The 19,583-nt window shown below is 49.0% G+C and carries 18 protein-coding genes; 9 read left to right on the top strand and 9 right to left on the bottom strand.

Annotated elements, in window-relative coordinates:
* Window positions 1-194: 194 nt before the first annotated feature.
* A complete protein-coding gene (locus tag GAP13_RS13235; protein ID WP_306769186.1) occupies window positions 195-329 on the bottom strand; it encodes a hypothetical protein in 135 nt (44 codons plus the stop codon).
* A gap of 219 nt (window positions 330-548) precedes the next feature.
* On the opposite strand from GAP13_RS13235, the gene GAP13_RS02565 reads away from it, so the two are divergent.
* A complete protein-coding gene (locus tag GAP13_RS02565) occupies window positions 549-1,286 on the top strand; it encodes a CDP-alcohol phosphatidyltransferase family protein (protein ID WP_158905871.1) in 738 nt (245 codons plus the stop codon).
* Window positions 1,283-1,711, top strand: coding sequence for a GtrA family protein (locus GAP13_RS02560; protein ID WP_158905869.1), 429 nt, complete (start codon window positions 1,283-1,285; stop codon window positions 1,709-1,711). Before GAP13_RS02565 ends, GAP13_RS02560 begins: the two co-directional genes overlap by 4 nt.
* Window positions 1,712-1,731: 20 nt before the next feature.
* Here the strand turns inward: GAP13_RS02560 and GAP13_RS02555 are convergent, their stop codons facing one another.
* The 3 genes from GAP13_RS02555 to GAP13_RS02545 all read right to left on the bottom strand — a co-directional run bounded on the left by GAP13_RS02555 (window position 1,732) and on the right by GAP13_RS02545 (window position 4,799).
* The gene (locus GAP13_RS02555) at window positions 1,732-2,652 is read right to left on the bottom strand and encodes a lysophospholipid acyltransferase family protein (RefSeq protein WP_158905867.1); all 921 of its coding nucleotides are present in this window, start codon (window positions 2,650-2,652) and stop codon (window positions 1,732-1,734) included.
* Window positions 2,653-2,838: 186 nt separating this feature from the next.
* Window positions 2,839-4,116: a patatin-like phospholipase family protein gene (locus GAP13_RS02550; protein ID WP_158905865.1), complete on the bottom strand. Its 1,278-nt coding sequence runs from the start codon at window positions 4,114-4,116 to the stop codon at window positions 2,839-2,841.
* Window positions 4,113-4,799, bottom strand: a complete 687-nt coding sequence (locus GAP13_RS02545) for a hypothetical protein (RefSeq protein ID WP_158905863.1) — start codon at window positions 4,797-4,799, stop codon at window positions 4,113-4,115. The genes GAP13_RS02550 and GAP13_RS02545 overlap by 4 nt, the downstream gene beginning before the upstream one ends.
* Window positions 4,800-5,057: 258 nt before the next feature.
* Between GAP13_RS02545 and GAP13_RS02540 the strand changes: the two genes are divergently transcribed.
* From GAP13_RS02540 to GAP13_RS02530, 3 genes are all read left to right on the top strand, one after another.
* A complete protein-coding gene (locus GAP13_RS02540; protein ID WP_158905861.1) occupies window positions 5,058-5,636 on the top strand; it encodes a TetR/AcrR family transcriptional regulator in 579 nt (192 codons plus the stop codon).
* Between the two features lie 91 nt (window positions 5,637-5,727).
* Window positions 5,728-7,203 carry a radical SAM protein gene (locus GAP13_RS02535; protein WP_158905859.1) on the top strand — a complete coding sequence of 492 codons (1,476 nt, stop codon included), beginning with the start codon at window positions 5,728-5,730 and terminating at the stop codon, window positions 7,201-7,203.
* 345 nt (window positions 7,204-7,548) lie between these two features.
* Window positions 7,549-8,676 carry a M23 family metallopeptidase gene (locus GAP13_RS02530; RefSeq protein ID WP_158905857.1) on the top strand — a complete coding sequence of 376 codons (1,128 nt, stop codon included), beginning with the start codon at window positions 7,549-7,551 and terminating at the stop codon, window positions 8,674-8,676.
* Window positions 8,677-8,712: 36 nt separating this feature from the next.
* On the opposite strand, the gene GAP13_RS02525 is transcribed toward GAP13_RS02530, so the two are convergent.
* From GAP13_RS02525 to GAP13_RS02505, 5 genes are read right to left on the bottom strand one after another with little or no spacing between them, the layout of a single operon-like run.
* Window positions 8,713-9,279 carry an NlpC/P60 family protein gene (locus tag GAP13_RS02525; protein WP_158905855.1) on the bottom strand — a complete coding sequence of 189 codons (567 nt, stop codon included), beginning with the start codon at window positions 9,277-9,279 and terminating at the stop codon, window positions 8,713-8,715.
* A gap of 56 nt (window positions 9,280-9,335) precedes the next feature.
* On the bottom strand, window positions 9,336-10,223 hold the full coding sequence (locus tag GAP13_RS02520) for a hypothetical protein (RefSeq protein WP_158905854.1): 888 nt from the start codon (window positions 10,221-10,223) through the stop codon (window positions 9,336-9,338).
* 10 nt (window positions 10,224-10,233) lie between these two features.
* Window positions 10,234-11,610, bottom strand: a complete 1,377-nt coding sequence (locus tag GAP13_RS02515; protein WP_158905852.1) for a radical SAM/SPASM domain-containing protein — start codon at window positions 11,608-11,610, stop codon at window positions 10,234-10,236.
* A complete protein-coding gene (locus GAP13_RS02510) occupies window positions 11,607-13,319 on the bottom strand; it encodes a hypothetical protein (protein WP_158905850.1) in 1,713 nt (570 codons plus the stop codon). Before GAP13_RS02510 ends, GAP13_RS02515 begins: the two co-directional genes overlap by 4 nt.
* A complete protein-coding gene (locus GAP13_RS02505) occupies window positions 13,316-14,059 on the bottom strand; it encodes a hypothetical protein (protein WP_158905848.1) in 744 nt (247 codons plus the stop codon). Before GAP13_RS02505 ends, GAP13_RS02510 begins: the two co-directional genes overlap by 4 nt.
* Window positions 14,060-14,205: 146 nt before the next feature.
* Here GAP13_RS02505 and GAP13_RS02500 point away from each other — a divergent pair, with 146 nt between their 5' ends.
* From GAP13_RS02500 to GAP13_RS02485, 4 genes are all read left to right on the top strand, one after another.
* Window positions 14,206-15,561 carry a response regulator transcription factor gene (locus tag GAP13_RS02500; protein ID WP_158905846.1) on the top strand — a complete coding sequence of 452 codons (1,356 nt, stop codon included), beginning with the start codon at window positions 14,206-14,208 and terminating at the stop codon, window positions 15,559-15,561.
* A gap of 97 nt (window positions 15,562-15,658) precedes the next feature.
* Window positions 15,659-16,648: an ABC transporter substrate-binding protein gene (locus GAP13_RS02495; protein ID WP_158905844.1), complete on the top strand. Its 990-nt coding sequence runs from the start codon at window positions 15,659-15,661 to the stop codon at window positions 16,646-16,648.
* A 118-nt stretch (window positions 16,649-16,766) separates the two neighbouring features.
* On the top strand, window positions 16,767-17,882 hold the full coding sequence (locus GAP13_RS02490; RefSeq protein WP_158905842.1) for an ABC transporter ATP-binding protein: 1,116 nt from the start codon (window positions 16,767-16,769) through the stop codon (window positions 17,880-17,882).
* The gene (locus GAP13_RS02485) at window positions 17,879-19,579 is read left to right on the top strand and encodes an ABC transporter permease (protein WP_158905840.1); all 1,701 of its coding nucleotides are present in this window, start codon (window positions 17,879-17,881) and stop codon (window positions 19,577-19,579) included. Before GAP13_RS02490 ends, GAP13_RS02485 begins: the two co-directional genes overlap by 4 nt.
* The last annotated feature ends 4 nt before the right edge of the window (window positions 19,580-19,583 follow it).

The following is a 19,583-nucleotide window of genomic DNA, read 5'->3' as shown; positions in this document are numbered from 1 at the left end:
TTTGTCAGCTGCTTCAGAAGTCCTTCAGGGCCTGTCAGATCCTCTGGCCCCTTGTACTCCTTCAGAAGCTCATCCAATACTTCTTTCGTAATAGCCATACTCTCTCCTTCTTTGAGTATAGTTGTTTACACAGATTTTTTTACAGGCTCATTTCGTCAACCCAGAATCTCCCAAAAATCGTGCAAAAATTCTTATCAGACCATGGGCACTTTTATCTGGTCCTTCTGCTGTATCAGCGTATGTTTCCTGCGATAGTTACCGCCTTCAATCAAGAGAATATGACCATGGTGCGCGAGTGGATCGATAGTAGCCGCCATCTGGTAATCCATGTGGATCGTACCCCTACTTCGAGAACTCAAGGTTGGTGGTGATATCAAGGTTAGTTCAGACTAAAACCAGAAATTAATAGCCAACCTTGACAAAGAATCCTCCGCTGCTCACTTCATCTCTGCTTGAGGGAACCCTTTTTTGCATTTTATTGACGCTTTGTCCGCATAATCGTTATTCTTAAATTGGCAAGAGTAATCGAAAACAAAAGGGCGGATCCCATGAAAAGACCAATTCATTCAGTCACAGAGATTCTGGATGCAATCGCGCAGGGCAGACAAAGGACGAATCTCCTCAGGAAATATGAGCAGAGATTCATTGCGTTTTTGGTCAGGTTCATTCCTTCGTGGGTTTCTTCGAATATGCTCACTGCGGTCGGGTTTTTGGGGAATGTGCTGGTTTTCCTGAGCTTTGTGCTAGCGGCAAAAATCAGCGGCTATTGGCTGTTTCTGGGAATTGCGGGCTTTGCGATCAGCTGGTTCGGAGACTCGCTCGACGGGCGGATTGCCTATTATCGCAACAAGCCGAGAAAGTGGTATGGGTTTGCGCTCGATATTGCCGTCGATTGGCTGGGTATTGTCCTGATAGGGCTGGGATTCATACTGTATGCAAACGGCTATCTCAAAATTGTCGGATATGCGTTCATCACATTCTACGGGCTTGAAATCATTATCGCGCTCATGAGATACAAAATTACCGGCAATTACTCGATCGATGCGGGACTTCTGGGCCCTACCGAGGCAAGAATTGCCATTTCGCTGTTTTTGCTGATAGAAATTGTCTTCAAAGGGACACTGCAGTATATGGCCCTTGTAGCAGTTGCTGTGCTTATTATTTCGAGTTTTTCCGAACTGAAAAAGCTGCTCGATGCCGCGGACGCACAGGATCGGGAAGAAAAGCGCGCCCAAGATCGGGAATCCAAGAATATTGTTGAACTGAAGCGTGCAGAAAAAAGATGAACGCGGCACGTGTCATAGCTGGTTTTGCCAAAGCACAGGTCTCGGCATTTCTGGGGGGGATCGTCGATTACTCCGTGATGATTCTTTTTGTTCAGTTGTTTCATATCCATTATGCAATTGGCATTATTGCGGGCGGCATTGTCGGTGCTGCGGTGAATTTTGCCATAAACAGATACTGGTCGTTCTACTCGCCCAAGGGGCGCTACAGCGATCCGGTCACCGTTCAGGGAATGAAGTTTATTCCGGTGTGCATGGCGAGTATCGCCATGAAAGCGACGGGCACCTATTGGCTTGTGCAGGCTGTCTCACTGGATTACCGGATCAGCCGCCTCGCTGTTGACGCAATTATTTCTCTTGCATTTAATTATCAGATGCAGAAGCGATGGGTCTTCAAAAAAGTGCGCAGTTTTGAAAAGAAGCATTAAGCGAATTTTCAGGGCATGAGTCATGCCTGCCTTGGCCGGCCACCTTGTTTTGATGTCTGACGATCAAGCATCCCGGCTATGGTATCGTGCAAGATTGTATCGATATTCTTTTTTGCAGCCATCCCGAGATGTCTGGTCTCGATGGGCGCGCCGAACTCGACAATGACGCGCGAGCGGCGGTTGATATGCAGGCTGCCAGGCCGTATGACTTTGTCGGTTCCGGATAGGCAGACTGGCACGATGGGAACGCCGGCAAGGACTGCCGCATAAATGCCGCCACGGCTGAACGTGTCGATTCCCGGGCCCTGGTGCGTGTGTCCTTCCGGAAAGAGAATGAGACTGCGGCCCTGTTTGAGCCGCCGTATCATGGTTTTGAAGGCGGCAAGCTCTGCTTTCTGGTTGCCTTGTTCGATGAATACCGTGCCGCTTGCACGCATCCAGAACGAAAACGCTGGAATCATGCGGAACATGCCATTGGCGACGAATGCAGCATTCTGCGGGATAGCGTCGAAGAGTACGGGAATGTCGGCGGGCGATCTGTGATTGGAAACGAACAGATATGCCCGATCGGGCCTGATCTTCTCCGCTCCAGATACTTGGAGCCTGATTCTGCCGATTCTGCAGATGCGACGCGCCCACCAATGGATTGTCTTAAAAACATAACGCTCGTATTCCGTGCCATTTCTGATAAAAAAAGTGCGGGGTATTCGGCGCATGGTCCGGATTGTCGCAAGGAGCATGAGAGGCAGAAGAAAGCTCGTATCTTCTTTTACTGCTGCATTGAAAAGCGCAATAATCGGAACTTTGCTCTGCTGTACGATGAGGGCATAACGGTTTGCGTCCAGTTCTTTTTCGGGGTCATAATCTTCTGCGTTGCGAGGCCCTGATACGCCAGCCGATTGTGCTATTCTCTTTTCGGTATGCACAACGTCGAAGGACATGATCGGTATTGCTCCTGCCGGCTATTTTAAAATACTTGCGCTGAGGATTCAATAGAAGACGATGGGCCGCTTTACACAAGGCGCCATTTTTAGGGTGCTGGTGAAGATTATTGGGGAGTGAAGGCGGAGTGCTCGTTTTTGTCACGCTGCCCGCTAAAATTCCGGAAAACCCCAATATCATTTGGCTCAGAAGTTCAAAGAATCTGATTCCATGCCCTCAATAAATGCCGCACCAACTGGCAACTCCGGAAAGATTCTCACAAGAGTATTTTTTAGTATCCTCGCTGTTGACTTAGGGAATAATTTGTTGACAAGACAATAATAATAATACGGGCATTCAGTAAATTGCCTTGTTGCAACTGCTTCGCTAACTACTTTTGCGAGGTTCATGATTCCTTTGCGGGATGAAGCAGTTGCTGCTGCTATTTTGTTCTCCACTTCATATCGGTGCTCAGCAATTGCTGTACGAAGTTCTGCATAGGTATAGGTTCGTATCCTTTCGACATTTAGAACAGAAGCAGCACATTCAAGTGCGATCAAGAGCTTCCTTCTATCATAGCACATATATTTTGGGGACTGCGAAAAAGGTATGGAGATTTTTGGTGCAAAGTTTTTCTCGGCATTGGTATCGAATTCAATGAAATATGAATATCCTGCGAGATGTCCAAAGGTGCGTAGTGTGTCTAGGTAGCCTAAAAGCATGAATGAATCCAGGAAGTTCCTGTTAAGATCGAGCACCCACCCCATATCTATCGAATTTTTTATATAGACTGTAATGCAACCGGCAATATCCGGTTTTCTCGTTCTGCCCATTCCGGAAAGGTCTGAGACAATTATGCGACGATAACCGCGCTTTCTGGCCATCGCATAGGGGATATTGTCATATATTCCTCCATCTATAAATGACTTACCCTCAATTTTTGGATTTTTGAATCCGGGGAAGGCAGAACTCGCCAAAAGATAGTCGACAACACTCCCTTGTTCCATATCTTCGATAAAGACTTCCTGATGTTTCAAATCACTGACATTTATTGTGACGACACCGAAGTCCTTCCCGCTGTTTCGAAGTGCTTTTTCATCAAGGTTTGACTCGATAAGCTGTCTGAAAGGCTTAGTGTCGAGTCCTCTGTTGTTAATAACAGAAATGAAAAAATCAGGAAGGCTGCGCAAAGACTGAAGGTTGAATTTTAGCTCACCGTTCTTGATGAAGTCTTCAGGCAAATCAAGAATATTGTCGAGCGAAATTATGTGCCCGATTTGTTCAAGAATCTCATCCGAACCTTGTGCAAGAAAGGCAGCGATTACCGCGCCGATTGACGTACCGATAAAGCAATCGACATGTATGCCGAGCTTCTTGAGCGCACGCCATACACCAATGTGGTATACTCCTTTTGCTCCACCGCCGCCGAGAACCAGGCAAAATGCTTCAGTATCATCGGTCTTTGTTTCTTTTTGTAGCATCATGTTGTGATTCTCCCCCCAGCTTTATCGTCGCTTTTTACAGCGGCCAGGAACTTCCCGCATGATGCTACTGAAAGGATAAATCCTACAAGAAATATGGGCCATTGAAACGATGACGGGCGGAGCATGCCTAACATTTCCAGATTTAAATGCCGCACTGCGAGGGCGTCCGCCATGAAAGCATAGAGCATTGCAAGAATACCCGAAACAAGCAGCAACCATTCTGCGGTTTTGGGTTGTATTGCAATGCCTCGGGCTTCGGACACTACAAGCTGAACACCAATTATCGCCATAATAAGAGCAATCAGCACAGGAGAAAGGATCGGCCCCCACCATGGCAAGGGGATCAAAAAAAGCAAATCCCAATCGAGCAGGGAATGTGGCCAGCCTATGAAAATATGCAGCCAGATATAATAGAAAATATCCCATACTCCGAATGCAAAGATAAAAAATCCAATTCGGGATTGCAGCTTTTTGCCTGCTATCCATCCAAGCGCCCAAAGCATAACGAGCGTTGCTGCCTCACGCCCGATTTCTATTCTGCTTATTTGTGCGTCAAAAGAAGAGAGGCTTGCCATGATATCAGTAATTCCATATAGCTTGCGAAGATCCACCACTATTGCAGCTTCCAGATATGCCATTGCAATTGCAAAAACCGCTGCGAACAACAAATTTCGCCTTTGCATATCTATCCTCATAAAATATTATTGACATAATGTCAGATTAATCATTATTTTGAACAAGTCAAGAGGGGTGATCAATTACAATAAGCCAATATTCTTGTATGGCGGAATATTCAAAAGTTGCAGCAGAACGATATTGGAATGGCGCAATGCAAAAAAAATATTGACAAAAAAGAAAGTATATACTATTATTGTTGACACAGTGTCAGATAAACTTGCTTGCATTGTTTGAATAGGGTTTTGTTTTAAAGGGAGCCTCGTATGCCTAAAATTGTCGATCATGACAACCGCAAGCGCGAAATTCTCGAAAAGGCATTGGAATTGTTTTCTCTGGGCGGCTTTCATGCGTCGAGTTTTGCGGAAATCGCTGAATCATGCGGTCTTAGCCGGACGAATATGTACAACTATTTCAAAAGCAAAGAAGAGATTTTTTTCTATGCTGTCGAAGATATTTTCAACCGGATTTCGGTTGAAATCGATAGAATAGCTCGCCAGAAGAATGTATCGATTGTCCGGAAGCTCTCCAGTATTTATGAAATTTTTACGGATAATTCAGCAATTGGACGCTATTCCTTTATAATTACAGAACTTGCGCAGAAGCTCAAAAACGAAAACGCCGAATTCCTTGCAAAGCTTCAAGAGGCAGCAAAGGCGTTGCGGCAGAAAATCGAATCCCTGCTTTATAGAGAAGGGAATCCAATACTCGCGCCGCAGGTTCCTGTTATAGCAACGCTATTCTTTTCTCTCGTCGAAAGCAGTATTTCGCATTCTCTTTTTATCGACAAAGGATTTATACAGAACAACATTGCATCCCTGCTGAACTTGGAAAGCTTCGTATAACGAACTGTTAGAAAGAGGAGAAAAAATAGGTTAATTTTGATTTTAATTTGACAATACGTCAGCATAAAACCCGATAATAATGGAGGTGTCTATGGACGGCTTAAAGAAGGTATTTGCAAAAAGAGCAGTAAATCTCACACTGAGATATCTGGAAGGGGATCCGCAAGAGAACCTGTCGAAGGCAGTCAATGCTCTCATGCCGCTCGCAAAGCGCGATGGAATCAAGCGCCAACTTGAGTCTGCAAAACAAATTATGGCGGAAAAAGACAATCCTTATCGGAATCTTATTCTGAGGGTGTTCCATGAAATTGCGCCGAATGTGCGACGGAGATTTGTAACGAATTTCGTTGTCAATGCGAGCATGATAGGGCCTGACCGCGCGCAAATGCTCAAATACAAGCACGACTGCAATATACCGTGGGCGATTCTTATGGATCCGACGAGCGCATGTAACCTGCACTGCAAAGGCTGCTGGGCGGCAGAATACAACAAAACAGATTCAATGGATTATGCGCTGCTCGATCGCATCATTCGCGAGGGCAAAGAATTAGGTGTCTATTTCTATATCTATTCCGGAGGAGAGCCCACCATCCGCAAAAATGATCTCATCAAGCTTGCGCAGGTGCACAATGACTGCATGTTCCTTGCCTTCACAAATGGCACACTGGTTGACCAGGATTTTGCACTCGCTCTTGGCGAGGTGGGCAATTTTGCACTTGCATTCAGCATCGAAGGCTTTGAAGAAGCGACAGATTTCCGGCGCGGCGCCGGCACGTATACAAAGGTAATCGAAGCTATGCAATACATGAAGCAGATAGGAGCCCCATTCGGTTTCAGTGCCGTCTATCACGGCAAAAATACAGAACAGGTCGGCAATGAAGCATTTCTAGACTTTCTCATCGAACAAGGCTGCATGTTCGGATGGTATTTTACTTACATTCCTTTAGGAAAAGATGCCGATACCGCATTGATTGCTTCTCCCTCTCAGAGAGAGTATATGTTCCACTGGGTAAGGGAAATGCGGGACAAGAAGCCGATATTCCTTCTCGACTTTTGGAATGATGGGCAGTATGTCGATGGATGTATCGCTGGCGGCAGGAGCTACCTGCATATCAACTCGGCAGGCGATGTTGAGCCCTGTGCATTTATTCACTATTCCAATGTCAATATAAGGAATGTATCCCTGCTCGAAGCTCTCAAGTCGCCACTCTTCAAGCAATATAAAGAGCTCCAGCCGTTCAATAAAAACCACTTGCGCCCCTGTCCCTTGCTGGACAATCCCGAAGCTCTTTCAGCTATGGTGAAGGCATCTGGGGCTCATTCAACTCAGCCGATCGATAAGGAAGATGTTGATGAACTAACAGCCAAATGCGAAAAGGCAGCCAAAGAATGGGCTCCTGTTGCAGACGGGCTGTGGGCTGAAGAATTACCGGAATATAGCAAGGCAAAAGCAAGAAGGGAAGAGGAAGAGCGGAAAACCCAGGAACAGATAATGAAACAGCTCAAGACAATGAGGCCTCTTAAAACAAAAGAGGATAAAAAGAAAATTTTTAGCCTTCGCCTATAGTCAAATTGTTGATCAAGCAGAAGCAGCACAAGAAGCGGATTCTGCTCGAAATACTATTTTCTTCTGTCCTTCTGGCTTTTTAGGATCAGCTGTACATGTGCCGCTTTTCTGGGCGGCCGACTAGGCAGTCAATTTTGTGCGAGATTTTTACATGTCAGCATGCATGCCGCTTGTGGTGGTTGTGCTGTCGAAAAGGCTTATGGCTATTCCTGGGTGTGCCTAAAAAATCGCCAGAAAACTTTCAAATTCGATTAAGAATATGCTATATTTCTCATATAGATTATAAGGTATTTTCAGAACATCAGCAATTTGAGTTTTAGCCCAGCAGCAATAAGGAGGAATTGCATGAGACTGCCGTCGAAACCCGAATCGCTCTTCTGGGCAATTCTTGCAATGGTCATGCTGCTTACAGCCTGTACAATGAATAACAATGAGGACGACATCTGGACCTGGGGCAACTATCCCGAGCTTGGAACAGGGCCTGTGGAATTCAAGGTCGTGCCTCTCGAGGATGGAACATTCAATGAAATCACGCCAATGGGACATATGAATTTGCCGCAGCACCCTATTCCAACTAGTGCTGGCGGCTTCAGTTTCTTGAGCAATGGATATTCCCAGCCGGTAAAAGCACCGGCTGATGGTGTCATCACGGCAATCCGATATACCCATGTGTTCAATGTTGATGGGACGAAGAGTTTTCCGGATTATGCTGTCAGAATATATCACACCAATACCTTCATAACGTGGTATGATCACCTTTCCGCAATTGATGACACGATCCTTGCAAAGACTGGTACGCTCGCGGAAGGTTGGACCAAGGCATATGTTCCCGTCAAAGCAGGAGATGTATTCGGAAAGACTGCCGCCTCATCGGAGCAAGTGACAGGGCTGGGTATGTATGCCTATGACAAGGAAAAGACTCTGGACTTCATCAATCCTGAAAAATACGGGCCTTTCGGCGCGCATGCCGTGTTTGCATTTGATTATTTCCGAAATGATATAAAAACTCAGCTCTTTGCGTATATAAAAAGAACCGCGGAACCACGTGGCGGAAAGATCGATTTCGATGTGGCAGGAACGCTCTCGGGGAACTGGATTGTGGAAGGGTCAAATGTCATTTCCAGCCCCAATCCCTGGAATTATTGGCTTTCATTTTCATACGATATGTATTACCCCGAGTCCAGGCGCATTAGCATCGGCGTCGAGCTTGGCACAACGATCGGTAAATCAAACGGCATTCTCACACAGCCTGTTGAGGGGCCCGACTATACGGCAGCTAGGACAGGCAGCGATCCCGTCAGGTACAAACTCGCCGATGCCATGGAAGGCCTGAGTTCACTTCCAGCGACTTCGGACATAAAGTATACCCTGCTGGCGCAGGTGGTGGAGGAAAATAAAATCAAGGTCGAGTTGTTCGATGGGAATATCGACAATCCATCATTCACGGAAAATGCGAAGTATTATACAAGGTAATGGGCTGTCAACTCAGATACCTGCGCAATCTGATGCTCACTTTTTGTTTATTACATTCATGCGCCGGAACTCGATGAATTTCGGGTCATTCTCAGCATAGGAACGCATCGAAACCATGCCTGTCAGCGATGTGGCGTCGATAAAGTAAAGCCTGCCATCTTCTTTTCTGGTAAAGAGGGCGACATGGGATATTTCGTTATTGTCGCCTATCATGATAAGGTCGCCTTTTTCCGGGCTGGCTATCAAACTGGAATACTGCCGAAGGCCTTTTGCAGTGGTATCCTTGAACAGCAAGGAAGCGCCATAATCGCCGCATGCATATTCGTAGCACCTGATGACGAGTCCCGAACAGTCCACCGCGATTTTGCGGGGTAGGGGATCCTGACCGCCCCATTCATAGACTGCGCCTAATTCAGCATATTTTTGGGCGTACCGGATTGCCGCGGTTCTTATTTCGACGCTTGCAGGGACTATTTCATAGGAAATAAAAATGCTGCAAGAACTGGCGAAGAGGCACACAGCTATGCCCAGCGCTGCCAGGCGCAAGGCATCGATGCTTTTAGCTGCAAGGCTCGCTAGCACTTTCATAACTATTTTTGGCACAATCAAATAATTGGGCACGCAGCTCCTCGGGTACAGCAAGCCCGCATCCTCTCCCTTCACAATTCCTTCAAAACCTGAACCACCACCTGCACGAGCCTTCTGCAATCTTCGGGCTTGGTGTGGTAGCCGCCGCGGTCAGTGCTCTGGCGAATGACGACGGTGCCGTAGTCAGCGTCGCCGCCGGGTTCGACTTCGAAGCCGGGGATGCGGAGCGAGCGGGCTTTCTGCCAGCTTTGGCCTTTGCCGTGTGTGAGCACGACTGCGTAGAGGTAGGGCACGGGTCCGTTGGGTCCTTTGTTGATGGCCACCTGGAGCTGGGCGCCGACGAGGTCTTCGGGTTTGCGGCGGGGTTCGAGCATGAGGCGGGCATTTTCGGGGATGCGCAAGCCCTGGTCGTCGCGGTCGAGGCGGAGGTAGGGCGTACAGAGAATGCCGTCGGGAAGGGGAACAGAACGGGCGGCCTGAATTGCCTGCATGACCATTTCGAATTCTTTGGGGACCCATATTTTGATTTTAAGGAAATTGAGCGCGGGCCAGAACAGAATGAGAGCGTCCATGGCAAGAAGCCCGGGCAGGGTGAGCCCGGTGCCGAATATGGAGGTTAGAATAGCGAGCGCAACGGTAAAGGGAATGCCGAAACCCGGCCGATACCATAGCGGTATCTTTATCTCTCGCGCTGATTTGAATGCATCGGCGATTCTGTCCAGCTCGGCGTCTCCGACAGGCTGCCAGTCTTCCTCGCCCTTGTCCTTTGGCTTGTTGCTCCATGGTTGTGCGGATAAAAGAAATAGAGGTAAGAGGAGCAGCAGGGTGCCCACAAGCGGGCCTGCGACAGGCCAGAAAACCTGCAGCAGGATGCCGCAGAGGCTTGCAGCGCCAAAGAGAATGAGGCGTGCTTCGGTGCTCAGCCCTCGAATTCGGTATTGTACCGTCACAGGATTCATAGGCTTCTCCTCAGGTTTTCTTGAAGCCGGAAGGCTCGGAATGGGTATATCGCCAGTAGAGCGGGCAAGCTCCCTGGCAGGCTACAAAGCTTTCGCAGGATGTGCATGGCGCGGGAGCAAAGCGCTTTTCTTTATAGAAGCGCGCAGCCTCGGAGAACCACAGATCGCGGAAGCTCTGGCTGAAAAGGTTGCCAATAGGCTCGTCCCAGGACGAGCAGGGCAGTACCGAGCCATCAGGAGCGACCGACAGAAGGCCGTCAGCGGCGGCACAGCTCTTGTTGCCATGGCCTCGGGCTATCGGGTTGTAGTTGCAGAAGGGGGTAGGGCTGTACCAAAAGAAGGTCATGCCCAGTTTTTTGGCTTCTTTGGCGACTGCGTCGACATAGGGGCCAATTTCTTCGTAGGAAACGAAGAGTCGATCGGCTTCCTCGCCGAGAATGGTGGGAATGAAAAGATTCATGGCAAAGCGATGGATGCCTATCGAGGCGAGGTATGCGGGCATTTGATGAATGACTGCAAGGTTCGCCCTCGTGATGGTCGTGTTGGTCTGAGTGGGAATTTTCGCTTCCTGCAGGGCTTTGATGCCTGCGAGAGTTTCGGTAAAGGCGCCGGGGCGGCCCGCAAGGTTGTCGTGGATGTCGGCAGACGGGCCTTCGATGGAAACCTGGGCGCTTCCGAGCCCGGCTTCCTTGAGGGCGTGCGCTCGCGCCGCATCGATCAGGGTGCCGTTGGTGACTAGGTTCGTGATGAGCTTTTTCTGCTGAGCATAGGCGATGAGCTCCTCGAGGTCCGACCGAAGTGTGGGCTCGCCGCCAGTAAAAGAGAAAAAGGGAATTTGGGCTTCATCGGCGAAGATGTCGATGATGTGTTTGTAGTCCGCAGTTGGGCGTGCCGGGCGGCGAGTTAAAAAAGGGGTCAAGCTCTTTGTTAATCCGCAGCCAGCATAGCAGAACCTGCAGGCATTGTTGCACCGATAGGTGAGTGCGATTTCGCCGAGCACTGGCAGGCGCGTGAAGGAAAACGAATAGGTTTCTGCGGATACTGTCCCGTTTACAGGCTCATCGCCGCGGTAGAGGGAGGCTAGGTCGCCAAAAAAGAGGGCGGTGTCGCGCTGGGCTTCGGCAGAGGGTAGTTTGAGCTTTGCCACCTTCCCGCCGCGCTTGAGATATGCGATGAGCGACGCGGCAGTCGCATTCACTTTATAGACGCGGTTTGGAGGAAGAATGAGGGCGCCATCGTCTTCCCGGCAGAAAATGTGCTCGCCCGCCTTGGACCAGAAGTCGTCAATCCAGGCGAGGTCGGTCCCAGTGCCCTCAGGGCTTCCTGGAATTGGGAAAGATGCTGAAGCTCGCCCAACCAGCCCAGACCGTCCAATACGCAGGCTCAATGCGGGCCTCCCGAAACGCAGGCGCTGTGACAGGCCGAGTGGCAGGCTGAATGACAGGCACTATGGCATGCTTGATGGCATGCACTGTGGCAGGCATTGTGACAGGCCGAATAGCAGGCGCCCGCTGTGCCAGACAGATTCTTTGGCGAAAAGCAGCCCGAAAAACAGGCTGAAGAAGCCATAAAAGAGGCATAGCTGCCGGAAAATTCCTTAGGCAGTCCAAGATTTGCGCAATAATAAGGATGCGAATAGACGTACATGAAGGGATACCAATATGAACGCCTTCGTCTTGCATCGGCTGCGGCTTCACTCTCAGCGCCAGCGGCGGCCTCTTCTTCCTCAATTTTCTTTCTGTAGAAGGCTTTAGTTGCCTCGATATCACAGTCCCAGGTCTTCTCCTGCAGGCGCTTCAAAGCCTCCTCGAAGAAATCAGCCATAAAGCCCGAAAGCACCCAGCCTTCCGAATCGAAGGCTTTGAGAAAAATATCGCCGTAGGGGTCGGCGCTCGATGCTTTCAGAATCTCGAGGCGCAAGGGGGCTTCCTGCACGATCCGCGCAGTACCCTCATCTTCCAGAATTTTTATCATGACAACAGCAACCCGCGGCAATGGAAGCTCGAAGAGGAGGGCGACTTCGACAGGATGGAGGTCCTCGGCGACTTTGCCGGGTACTGCATAGGTTCCTTCAACAATGCGCGGCGGCGTCCAGGAATCGCCAGCCCAGGCAATCCCTTCGGCTTTTGCGACCGCTTTTGGAAATCCGAGGACCTTTTTCCGGTAAAGAAGGACACCGAGGACCGCAACGCCTCCACAGAGGAAAAGCGCGAGGAGGGGATAGCGCTGCCAGTCGAAGTTTTGCGTCGAGGCGCCAGGACTGGCACTACGCCCCTTACCAGCATTGGCGCTAGAACCGCTCGCGGATGTCGAGCGCGCTGCACCTCCGCTGGCAGCGCCAGTCCCCGTCTGTGCCAACGCCCCGAATAGTGGGCCAAAAGCCGCCTCCACCTTGCTAGCGGACAAATAAAACTGCAATTCCTGGCTCGCATAGGCCGCAGGCTTTTCTTGATGAAACCGAATCGCGAGGTAACTCTTGCCATCCGAGCCATCGGCGGCATACCAGTCTATTTTGTTTTTTTCGTTTACCTGTTTTTCCGTTGCAAAGCCAAGATCAGCAAGCCGCTCGGACCTGCTGTCGCCGCTCTCTCCACGGCTCACTTCGATGGGAAGGATGATCGTCACAGTCCGATGATCGAGCGCCTGGTCCCATTCCGGAGGCGCCCAATGGAAGAAGAAAAGCTTCTCACCATCGGCTTTTTGTGTAAGCCCCGCCATATCCGCTGCAAGAAGGTCTGTGCCATAGGTCAGCACCCAGGTCGAAAGCCCATTCGTGCGCTTGCCACGGGCAAGCAGAATATCCCATTTGTCCCCTGCTCGTTTGATTTCCAGCGGCTGGCGAGTACCATCGGGCAGGTCAGCCCAGCAGCGCTCCATGTCCCACACAAAAGGAGCCTTTTCGCCCTGGAAATAAAAGCCTCCCATTGTGCCCGAACTCACATTCCAGACCAGAGAATGCTGCACCACGGCTTTCCCATCGCTTCCGAGCGTGAGGTAGATCTCGGCAGATACAAGCCGCGCCTCGAGCGCGCCGAGAGGCTGAAGAACCATTCCGAAAATGAACAAAACCACAAACACTATTCCAGCGCGTTTCATTCTTCAAGCTCCTCCCGTGCCTTCATTGCATCGAGCACCGCGTGATCCCCTTCCATACCGCCCAGAGGCAGAGCAAGCCGCTCGCTGATAGTGCTGGCGGCTTTGTCCAAAAGGCGCACCATCCTTTGGGCGAGCGAAGGCTCTGGCTCTTGGGCCGCGCTATCGTTATCAGTTGTGGCGCTCCGGTCAGGCTTGTCTGGATTGCTGCTTGAGCTTGGCCCGATTTCGCTGCTGAACTCACTAGCTCTCACGAAATCCTCCAGCGACTCAGACTTGAGGCGCGCGCCCATTCGCTCGGCATCTGCAAGCCGAAGATATTCATCAACAATCTTCGTGACACTAAGGACGGCATCCTCGGCAAAAGGATCCCGCTCATTTCCCTTTGCGCAGGACTCGAGATACATCCCCGCGGCATACACAAGCCGTTCTACCGCCGCCTTTACCTCAGGCTCAGCGATACGGAGTAAAGCAAGCCGCTTTCGAGCCTGAGCCACATCCGCGAGAATCGCGGCATCGCGCTCTTTGCGTTCCCTGTCTTCTTCGGCAAGAATCGCTTTCGCGCCCGCTTCGGATCGGAGCGTGAGCAGAAGCTCTACCCCGGAAATCACCAGAAACAGGGGGACGACCACAAGCCATGGCAGAAATCCCGCTGCCCCAGCCGCCGCCCCCAGCACCGCATTCGCGGATACCAGCCCAACAGCCAGCGGAGAACGGATAAACTTTACCAGAAAATCTTTCATTTGCAGAACCTGAAAAATTGTACCATTGCCATGATAGCGGGACAATCCATAGCTTTTGAAGCATGCACCGCTTTGTATTGTCTTGAACTGAATTGTGCGAAACCCCCGATTTTGATTCTGCATGCATAATCTGCTATACTATGCCGATGGCGCTCGGAATAGCTGTACTGCGTGGCCTCGAGAAAAAACCTTTCTCCAAAAGAATTGTAGCAGGCATTAGCCTTGCTCTCATTTCTTTCGCAGTAATGGTGGTGGACATCCAGCGCTCAATAAAACAAGAAGATCCCGCTGCGTATGCTGCAAAAATTCTGGTTTTGCGTTCGCGCAGGATAGCAGAGCTTGCAGCATCTATTGAAGCAATTTCATTTCAATTTTTTATGAACAGATTATTGAATACCACACTTTCAGCATATGTAAATGATGCTGAGCGTTATGACATCTCCAAATGGAATACAGTGTTTTCGCAGCATATGGAAGGCTTGGCTCAGACAGTCCCTGAAATTGAAGATGCTATTTTTTTTGCCATTCCGGATCCCAATAAAATTCCGCTGATGATGACCGACTCGCTTACGCGGGCGACGTACCAGCCGGTAAGAAGCATAATTATGCAAAAAGCAATAGCCGCTTCAGGAAAATCTGTCTGGGATGTATGTATGGGCGCCTCGAAGAGCGCGGCACAAAATGTGAACAAGCTGCTTGTTTGTGCTCGGCTTATCACCAATATTGATACTCATGTGCCACTGGGTGTCCTTGTTCTTTTGGTCAACCCTGATCGAATAGCGAGGGCTGTGAGTGGCAGCTCCTGGGATGAGGATGCCAATGCTGCACCAAAAACCGACTATACACTTCTTATAGATGAAAATAGCAAAATTTTGGTTTCAGCCAGCCTTTCGCAAATTGGCCTTCAGGCTCAGGCACAAGTTCCCGGATTTTCCGAACATTTCCCGCTCAATAAAGCTGCATCTCCATCGGGCAAGTATAAAGCCAGAGCTCTGTCAGGAGCAAAAGCCACCCAAGGCTTGTTCTGGGTCATTTATGAAAGGGTTCCGGACAGGTTATGGACTCTCGTCTCGATTTTGCCAGTCTCGGTCGATCCGCTTCCTCTCTTTTTCAGAATTTTCATAATTGCTGGCTTTGCTGCTTCTGTATGGCTTATTTTGTCTGTGCTAAGAGGAGGAGAAGCCACGCCCGACCAATCGCAGCCTCCAGCGCAACATCTTGAAGCTATCCCCGATTGGTTCAAAGCCCTTGCGCCCCGCGAAAAAGTGGTTATGGTCTTGCTTTTGAAAGGCCTCAGCAATAAGGAGATTGCCTATCACTTGGCCATTCGTGAACAAACCGTGAAGAATTATCTCCACGGCATCTATAAGAAGCTAGGCGTCCAGGACAGGTTTTCTGCTCTTCTTTTGATGCAAAATGCACATCTCAATATAGAAACTATTAAAGACTACGCCGAGAAAAATCCATCCGAATTTTCAGTCTCCATCGACATTCTTGCATAATAACGGCTTTTTAGTACCAAAGTACTCATTGCGTGTATGCAAAAAAGGCATCCAAAATTCTTCTATTCTTTATTTCACTCACAAGGAGGATAGAGGTATGAGACGTGCACTACTGGTCCTGATGGCGCTCCTCGTTACGGGCATTGTTCCCGTTATTGCGCAGCCAAAGGAAAAACTCATGGTGTATACTTCCATGAAGGAAGTTCTCATTGGAGAAATTCGCGATGCTTTTACCAAGAAGTATCCGAATATCCAGTTCGATTATTATTCAGCCGGAGCTGGCAAGATAATGGCAAAGATCGCAGCTGAGCGGCAGTCGGGCAAACTGGTGGTCGATGTTTTGTGGACCAGCGAAATTCCTGATTTTTATTCACTCAAGAAAGAAGGCGTTTTGCAGAGATATGAATCACCCGAAGCAAAATATGTCGTCAGCCCCTTGAATGACCCTGATTATGAATTTACACCGGCCCGGCTTGGGACTCTTGGCATTACCTATAATACAAACAAGATAAAGACTCCTCCGACCCAATGGAGCGATCTGCTTGGTCCTGCGTATAAAGACGGTTTTGCCATTGCCAACCCTGCCTTGTCGGGCACCTCAATGGTTTCTGTAGGCATGATAGCAAATAATCTTGGCTGGGATTTCATCCAGAAGCTGAGAGCAAATGGAGCAAAAATGGGCCAAGGTTCAGGACAGGTTGTCGATGATACAGCAGCAGGGGATCTTGCTGCATGCATTGGCGTCGATTACATTACCATTGACAAGATCAAACTCGGGGCCCCACTTGGATTTGCCTACCCCAAAGAGATGCTGGTCATCCCGAGTCCAGTTGCAATCTTCAAAGGCACCCCGAATCTTGCCGCTGCCCAGAAATTTGTCGATTTCCTTCTTTCGAAAGAAGGCCAGACCATTATTGCAAATAACTACACCCTGCCCGTCAGAAAAGATGTTCCGATAGTGCAGGGTGTTGGTCTTGTAGCACCTGATGAAGCGGTCAAAAGAGCCATGAAAATCGATTACCTGAAGCTCATGGTCGAAAAGCAAGCCGTAATCGATAAATTCACGGAGATCATGCAGAAGAAATAATTGAGTATTGCTGCCCAGGGGAGAGCCAGGAGCACACCCCCGGGCAGATTATTTCGCTATCGTATCAAAAGCCTTCAAATTGCTGATCTATTTTCGCAAAACAAGAGGAGAAAACGAGGTGGCTGATTTACAGCTTTCAGCAGTTTCCAAATCGTATGGGACCCACAGGGTTCTCGACAAGATAACTTTTAAAGTCAATTCGGGGGAATGCTTTACCTTGCTTGGCCCGTCAGGATGCGGAAAAACGGTTATTTTGCGCTTGATTGCCGGATTCGAGTCCCCTGATGAGGGCGAAGTATCGATTGGCGGGCATGTTGTTGCAACAGCAAAGCATTCATTGCCGCCGGAGGAACGCCACATCGGCGTGGTGTTCCAGGATTATGCAGTGTGGCCGCACAAAACAGTATACGAGAATATAGCCTATCCGCTTGAAATAGCAAAAATGCCACACGAACAAATTAAATCCGCAGTGAGCGATGCAATAGACCAGGTAAATCTTGCTGGTTTGGCACAGCGCTACCCCTATCAGCTGTCAGGCGGTCAGCAGCAGAGAGTCGCTCTGGCTCGTGCTTTGGTAACAAAACCGGATGTCATGCTGCTTGATGAGCCCCTGACCAATCTCGATGCAAATCTCCGTGAGGAAATGCGTTTTGAAATAAAAGAGTTGCAGCGCAAAACGGGTACTACAATTTTTTATGTGACGCATGATCAGGAAGTGGCTCTCGCGATTTCCGACAAAATGGCTGTCATGGATGATAAAGGTATCATACGGCAGATAGGAAGTCCGGACGAGGTATATGAACGGCCTATCGATGCATTTGTCTATCAGTTTCTCGGTATTCCCAATTTTATTCCTGTTGCAATTAAATCTGGGCAAGCATTCATCGATACTGATGCTGTCCAGGGCGCCGCAGAGCTTCCCCTGCAGGCACTGGCTGATTTCCCAAGCCAGAGATTTCCGGGCCCAAAAGGCAAGCTTGCCTGCCGGCCTATGGATGTCATCCTGTCCAGGTCGATACATCCTGAAACAATGGTAAAGGCAAAAATAGTCAGGTTGTCCCTGCTTGGGCCGATTGTGGATTATCTGCTCGATATCGGTGGTATAGCAATTCGAGCACAGATGCAGACTGAGGCAGCCATGGCTCAGGATCTGCTTATCGAAGAGGGACAAGAATGCGGAGTGAGGTTTGCTGAGCCAAAATGGTTTTCGGAAGATGGGGAGGCAATACGATGAATACAGGCAATAAATTAAGTACAGCCAATATAGTGCTCTTGTTTTCAATACTTATTTTGGTGGTAATAGTTGCAGTTCCGGTCATACTCATTTTTATCACCGCATTTTTTGAAAATGGCAAGTTCAATATTGCAGGCATCGCCAAGATTTTGTCCGATCCGGACACCTATCAGGCGCTTCTGAACTCCCTCATTATCGCTGCTGGTACGACACTCGTTTCTACGACCGTGGGGACATTTTTTGCCTGGCTTGTAGCGCGAACCGATTTGCCGCTGAAAAAGACCATGAAAGCGCTGTTTCTTGTCCCGTTCATGCTTCCTTCATTTATTGGCGCTCTTGCCTGGAAAGTATTGCTGTCTCCTCGGGCAGGCTATATCAACAAGCTTTTGATGGCGATATTCGGCCTGTCGAAGGCTCCAATTGATATTCTTACCATAGGTGGAATTATTGCTATCGAAAGCATGTATCTGTTCCCTTTTGTATTTTTGCAGGTGGAGGGCTCGCTTGAGCGCATGGATCCGACATTGGAGGAATCGGCGCGCATATCGGGCGCAAATCTCTTTACTATAACGAGAAAAATAACTCTGCCTCTTGTCATGCCGAGCATTCTCGCAGGAGCTCTCCTTGTCGCTTTGTATTCCCTTGCGCATTTCGGTGTGCCTGCAATTCTAGGAACCGAAAAAGGCATCTACAATATACCAACCAAGATTTATGAGCGCATTTATGCATCTGGCGGCTCTTTTAATGCAATCAGAGTGGGGACAATACTTTCGACCATTCTTGTCATCTCTGCTGCCCTCATACTCAAACTGCAGGACATGCTCTTGAAAAAGGGCCAATATCAGATTATTGCCGGCAAGAGCATGCGCCCTATGGTCATGAAATTGCGTGGATTGAAAATTCCATTGCTCATCATAAGCATTCTGTATATTGGCATTACCGTTATCCTTCCGACAGTCACTATATTTCTTGTTGGCGGGCTCAAGACCTATGGCCTTTCTTTCGAGCTCAAAAACATGACCTGGAATAACTATTTGAAAATTTTCCAATGGAAAATGACGAAAGATGCAATCTGGAATTCCTTGTATCTTTCGCTCGGGGCTGCTTTTGTGACCATGCTGGCTGGAACCATGATTTCCTATGTTATTGTGAAAATGAAAGTGCGCGGGAAATTTATTCTGCAATTCCTTGGAGTTCTGCCGTTTTCCCTGCCGGGAACGGTTATCGCGTTGGGCGTAATTCTTACATGGAGCGGCAGGTTCGGCATTAATCTCTACAACACGCCATGGATTATTTTTGTTGCCTATATTGCGCGATACATGGCATTCTCGATCAAGTCTAATTCAGCTTCACTATCGCAAGTTTCCGATTCACTTGAGGAAGCTTCGCGGGCATGCGGTGCCACGCACTGGCAGAGCCTGAAAAATATTGTCATACCGCTTATAAAGCCAGGCATGATAAGCGCTTTCTTCCTTATTTTTCTGCCAGCGCTTCGCGAATTGACCACATCTGTCCTGCTGTATGGCCCGACTACCCGGACAATCGGCGTAGCAATTTATGCACTCAATGAGGATGGCGAAACAGTCCGCGCCGCTGCGCTTGCAAGCATAGCACTCGTGATCATTTTCGCAGGCGAAACAATCATCAGAAAATTCCTCGCGCGGCTCGATCAGGCAAAAGTCAAGGTACAGGAGTAAAACG

The sequence above is a fragment of the Rectinema subterraneum genome, from assembly GCA_009768935.1.
GTDB lineage: Bacteria > Spirochaetota > Spirochaetia > Treponematales > Rectinemataceae > Rectinema > Rectinema subterraneum.
The sequence above is the reverse complement of the archived record's forward strand: the minus strand, read 5'-3'. Positions and strand labels throughout refer to the sequence as shown.

Coding starts and splice junctions, on each gene's coding strand:
- GAP13_RS02540 (WP_158905861.1), top strand. CDS start 5,058: ATGCCTAAAATTGTCGATCATGACAACCGCAAGCGCGAAATTCTCGAA.
- GAP13_RS02565 (WP_158905871.1), top strand. CDS start 549: ATGAAAAGACCAATTCATTCAGTCACAGAGATTCTGGATGCAATCGCG.
- GAP13_RS02555 (WP_158905867.1), bottom strand. CDS start 2,652: ATGTCCTTCGACGTTGTGCATACCGAAAAGAGAATAGCACAATCGGCT.
- GAP13_RS02545 (WP_158905863.1), bottom strand. CDS start 4,799: ATGCAAAGGCGAAATTTGTTGTTCGCAGCGGTTTTTGCAATTGCAATG.
- GAP13_RS02520 (WP_158905854.1), bottom strand. CDS start 10,223: ATGAATCCTGTGACGGTACAATACCGAATTCGAGGGCTGAGCACCGAA.
- GAP13_RS02495 (WP_158905844.1), top strand. CDS start 15,659: ATGAGACGTGCACTACTGGTCCTGATGGCGCTCCTCGTTACGGGCATT.
- GAP13_RS02500 (WP_158905846.1), top strand. CDS start 14,206: ATGGCGCTCGGAATAGCTGTACTGCGTGGCCTCGAGAAAAAACCTTTC.
- GAP13_RS02505 (WP_158905848.1), bottom strand. CDS start 14,059: ATGAAAGATTTTCTGGTAAAGTTTATCCGTTCTCCGCTGGCTGTTGGG.
- GAP13_RS02510 (WP_158905850.1), bottom strand. CDS start 13,319: ATGAAACGCGCTGGAATAGTGTTTGTGGTTTTGTTCATTTTCGGAATG.
- GAP13_RS02535 (WP_158905859.1), top strand. CDS start 5,728: ATGGACGGCTTAAAGAAGGTATTTGCAAAAAGAGCAGTAAATCTCACA.
- GAP13_RS02485 (WP_158905840.1), top strand. CDS start 17,879: ATGAATACAGGCAATAAATTAAGTACAGCCAATATAGTGCTCTTGTTT.
- GAP13_RS02530 (WP_158905857.1), top strand. CDS start 7,549: ATGAGACTGCCGTCGAAACCCGAATCGCTCTTCTGGGCAATTCTTGCA.
- GAP13_RS02550 (WP_158905865.1), bottom strand. CDS start 4,116: ATGATGCTACAAAAAGAAACAAAGACCGATGATACTGAAGCATTTTGC.
- GAP13_RS13235 (WP_306769186.1), bottom strand. CDS start 329: ATGGATTACCAGATGGCGGCTACTATCGATCCACTCGCGCACCATGGT.
- GAP13_RS02560 (WP_158905869.1), top strand. CDS start 1,283: ATGAACGCGGCACGTGTCATAGCTGGTTTTGCCAAAGCACAGGTCTCG.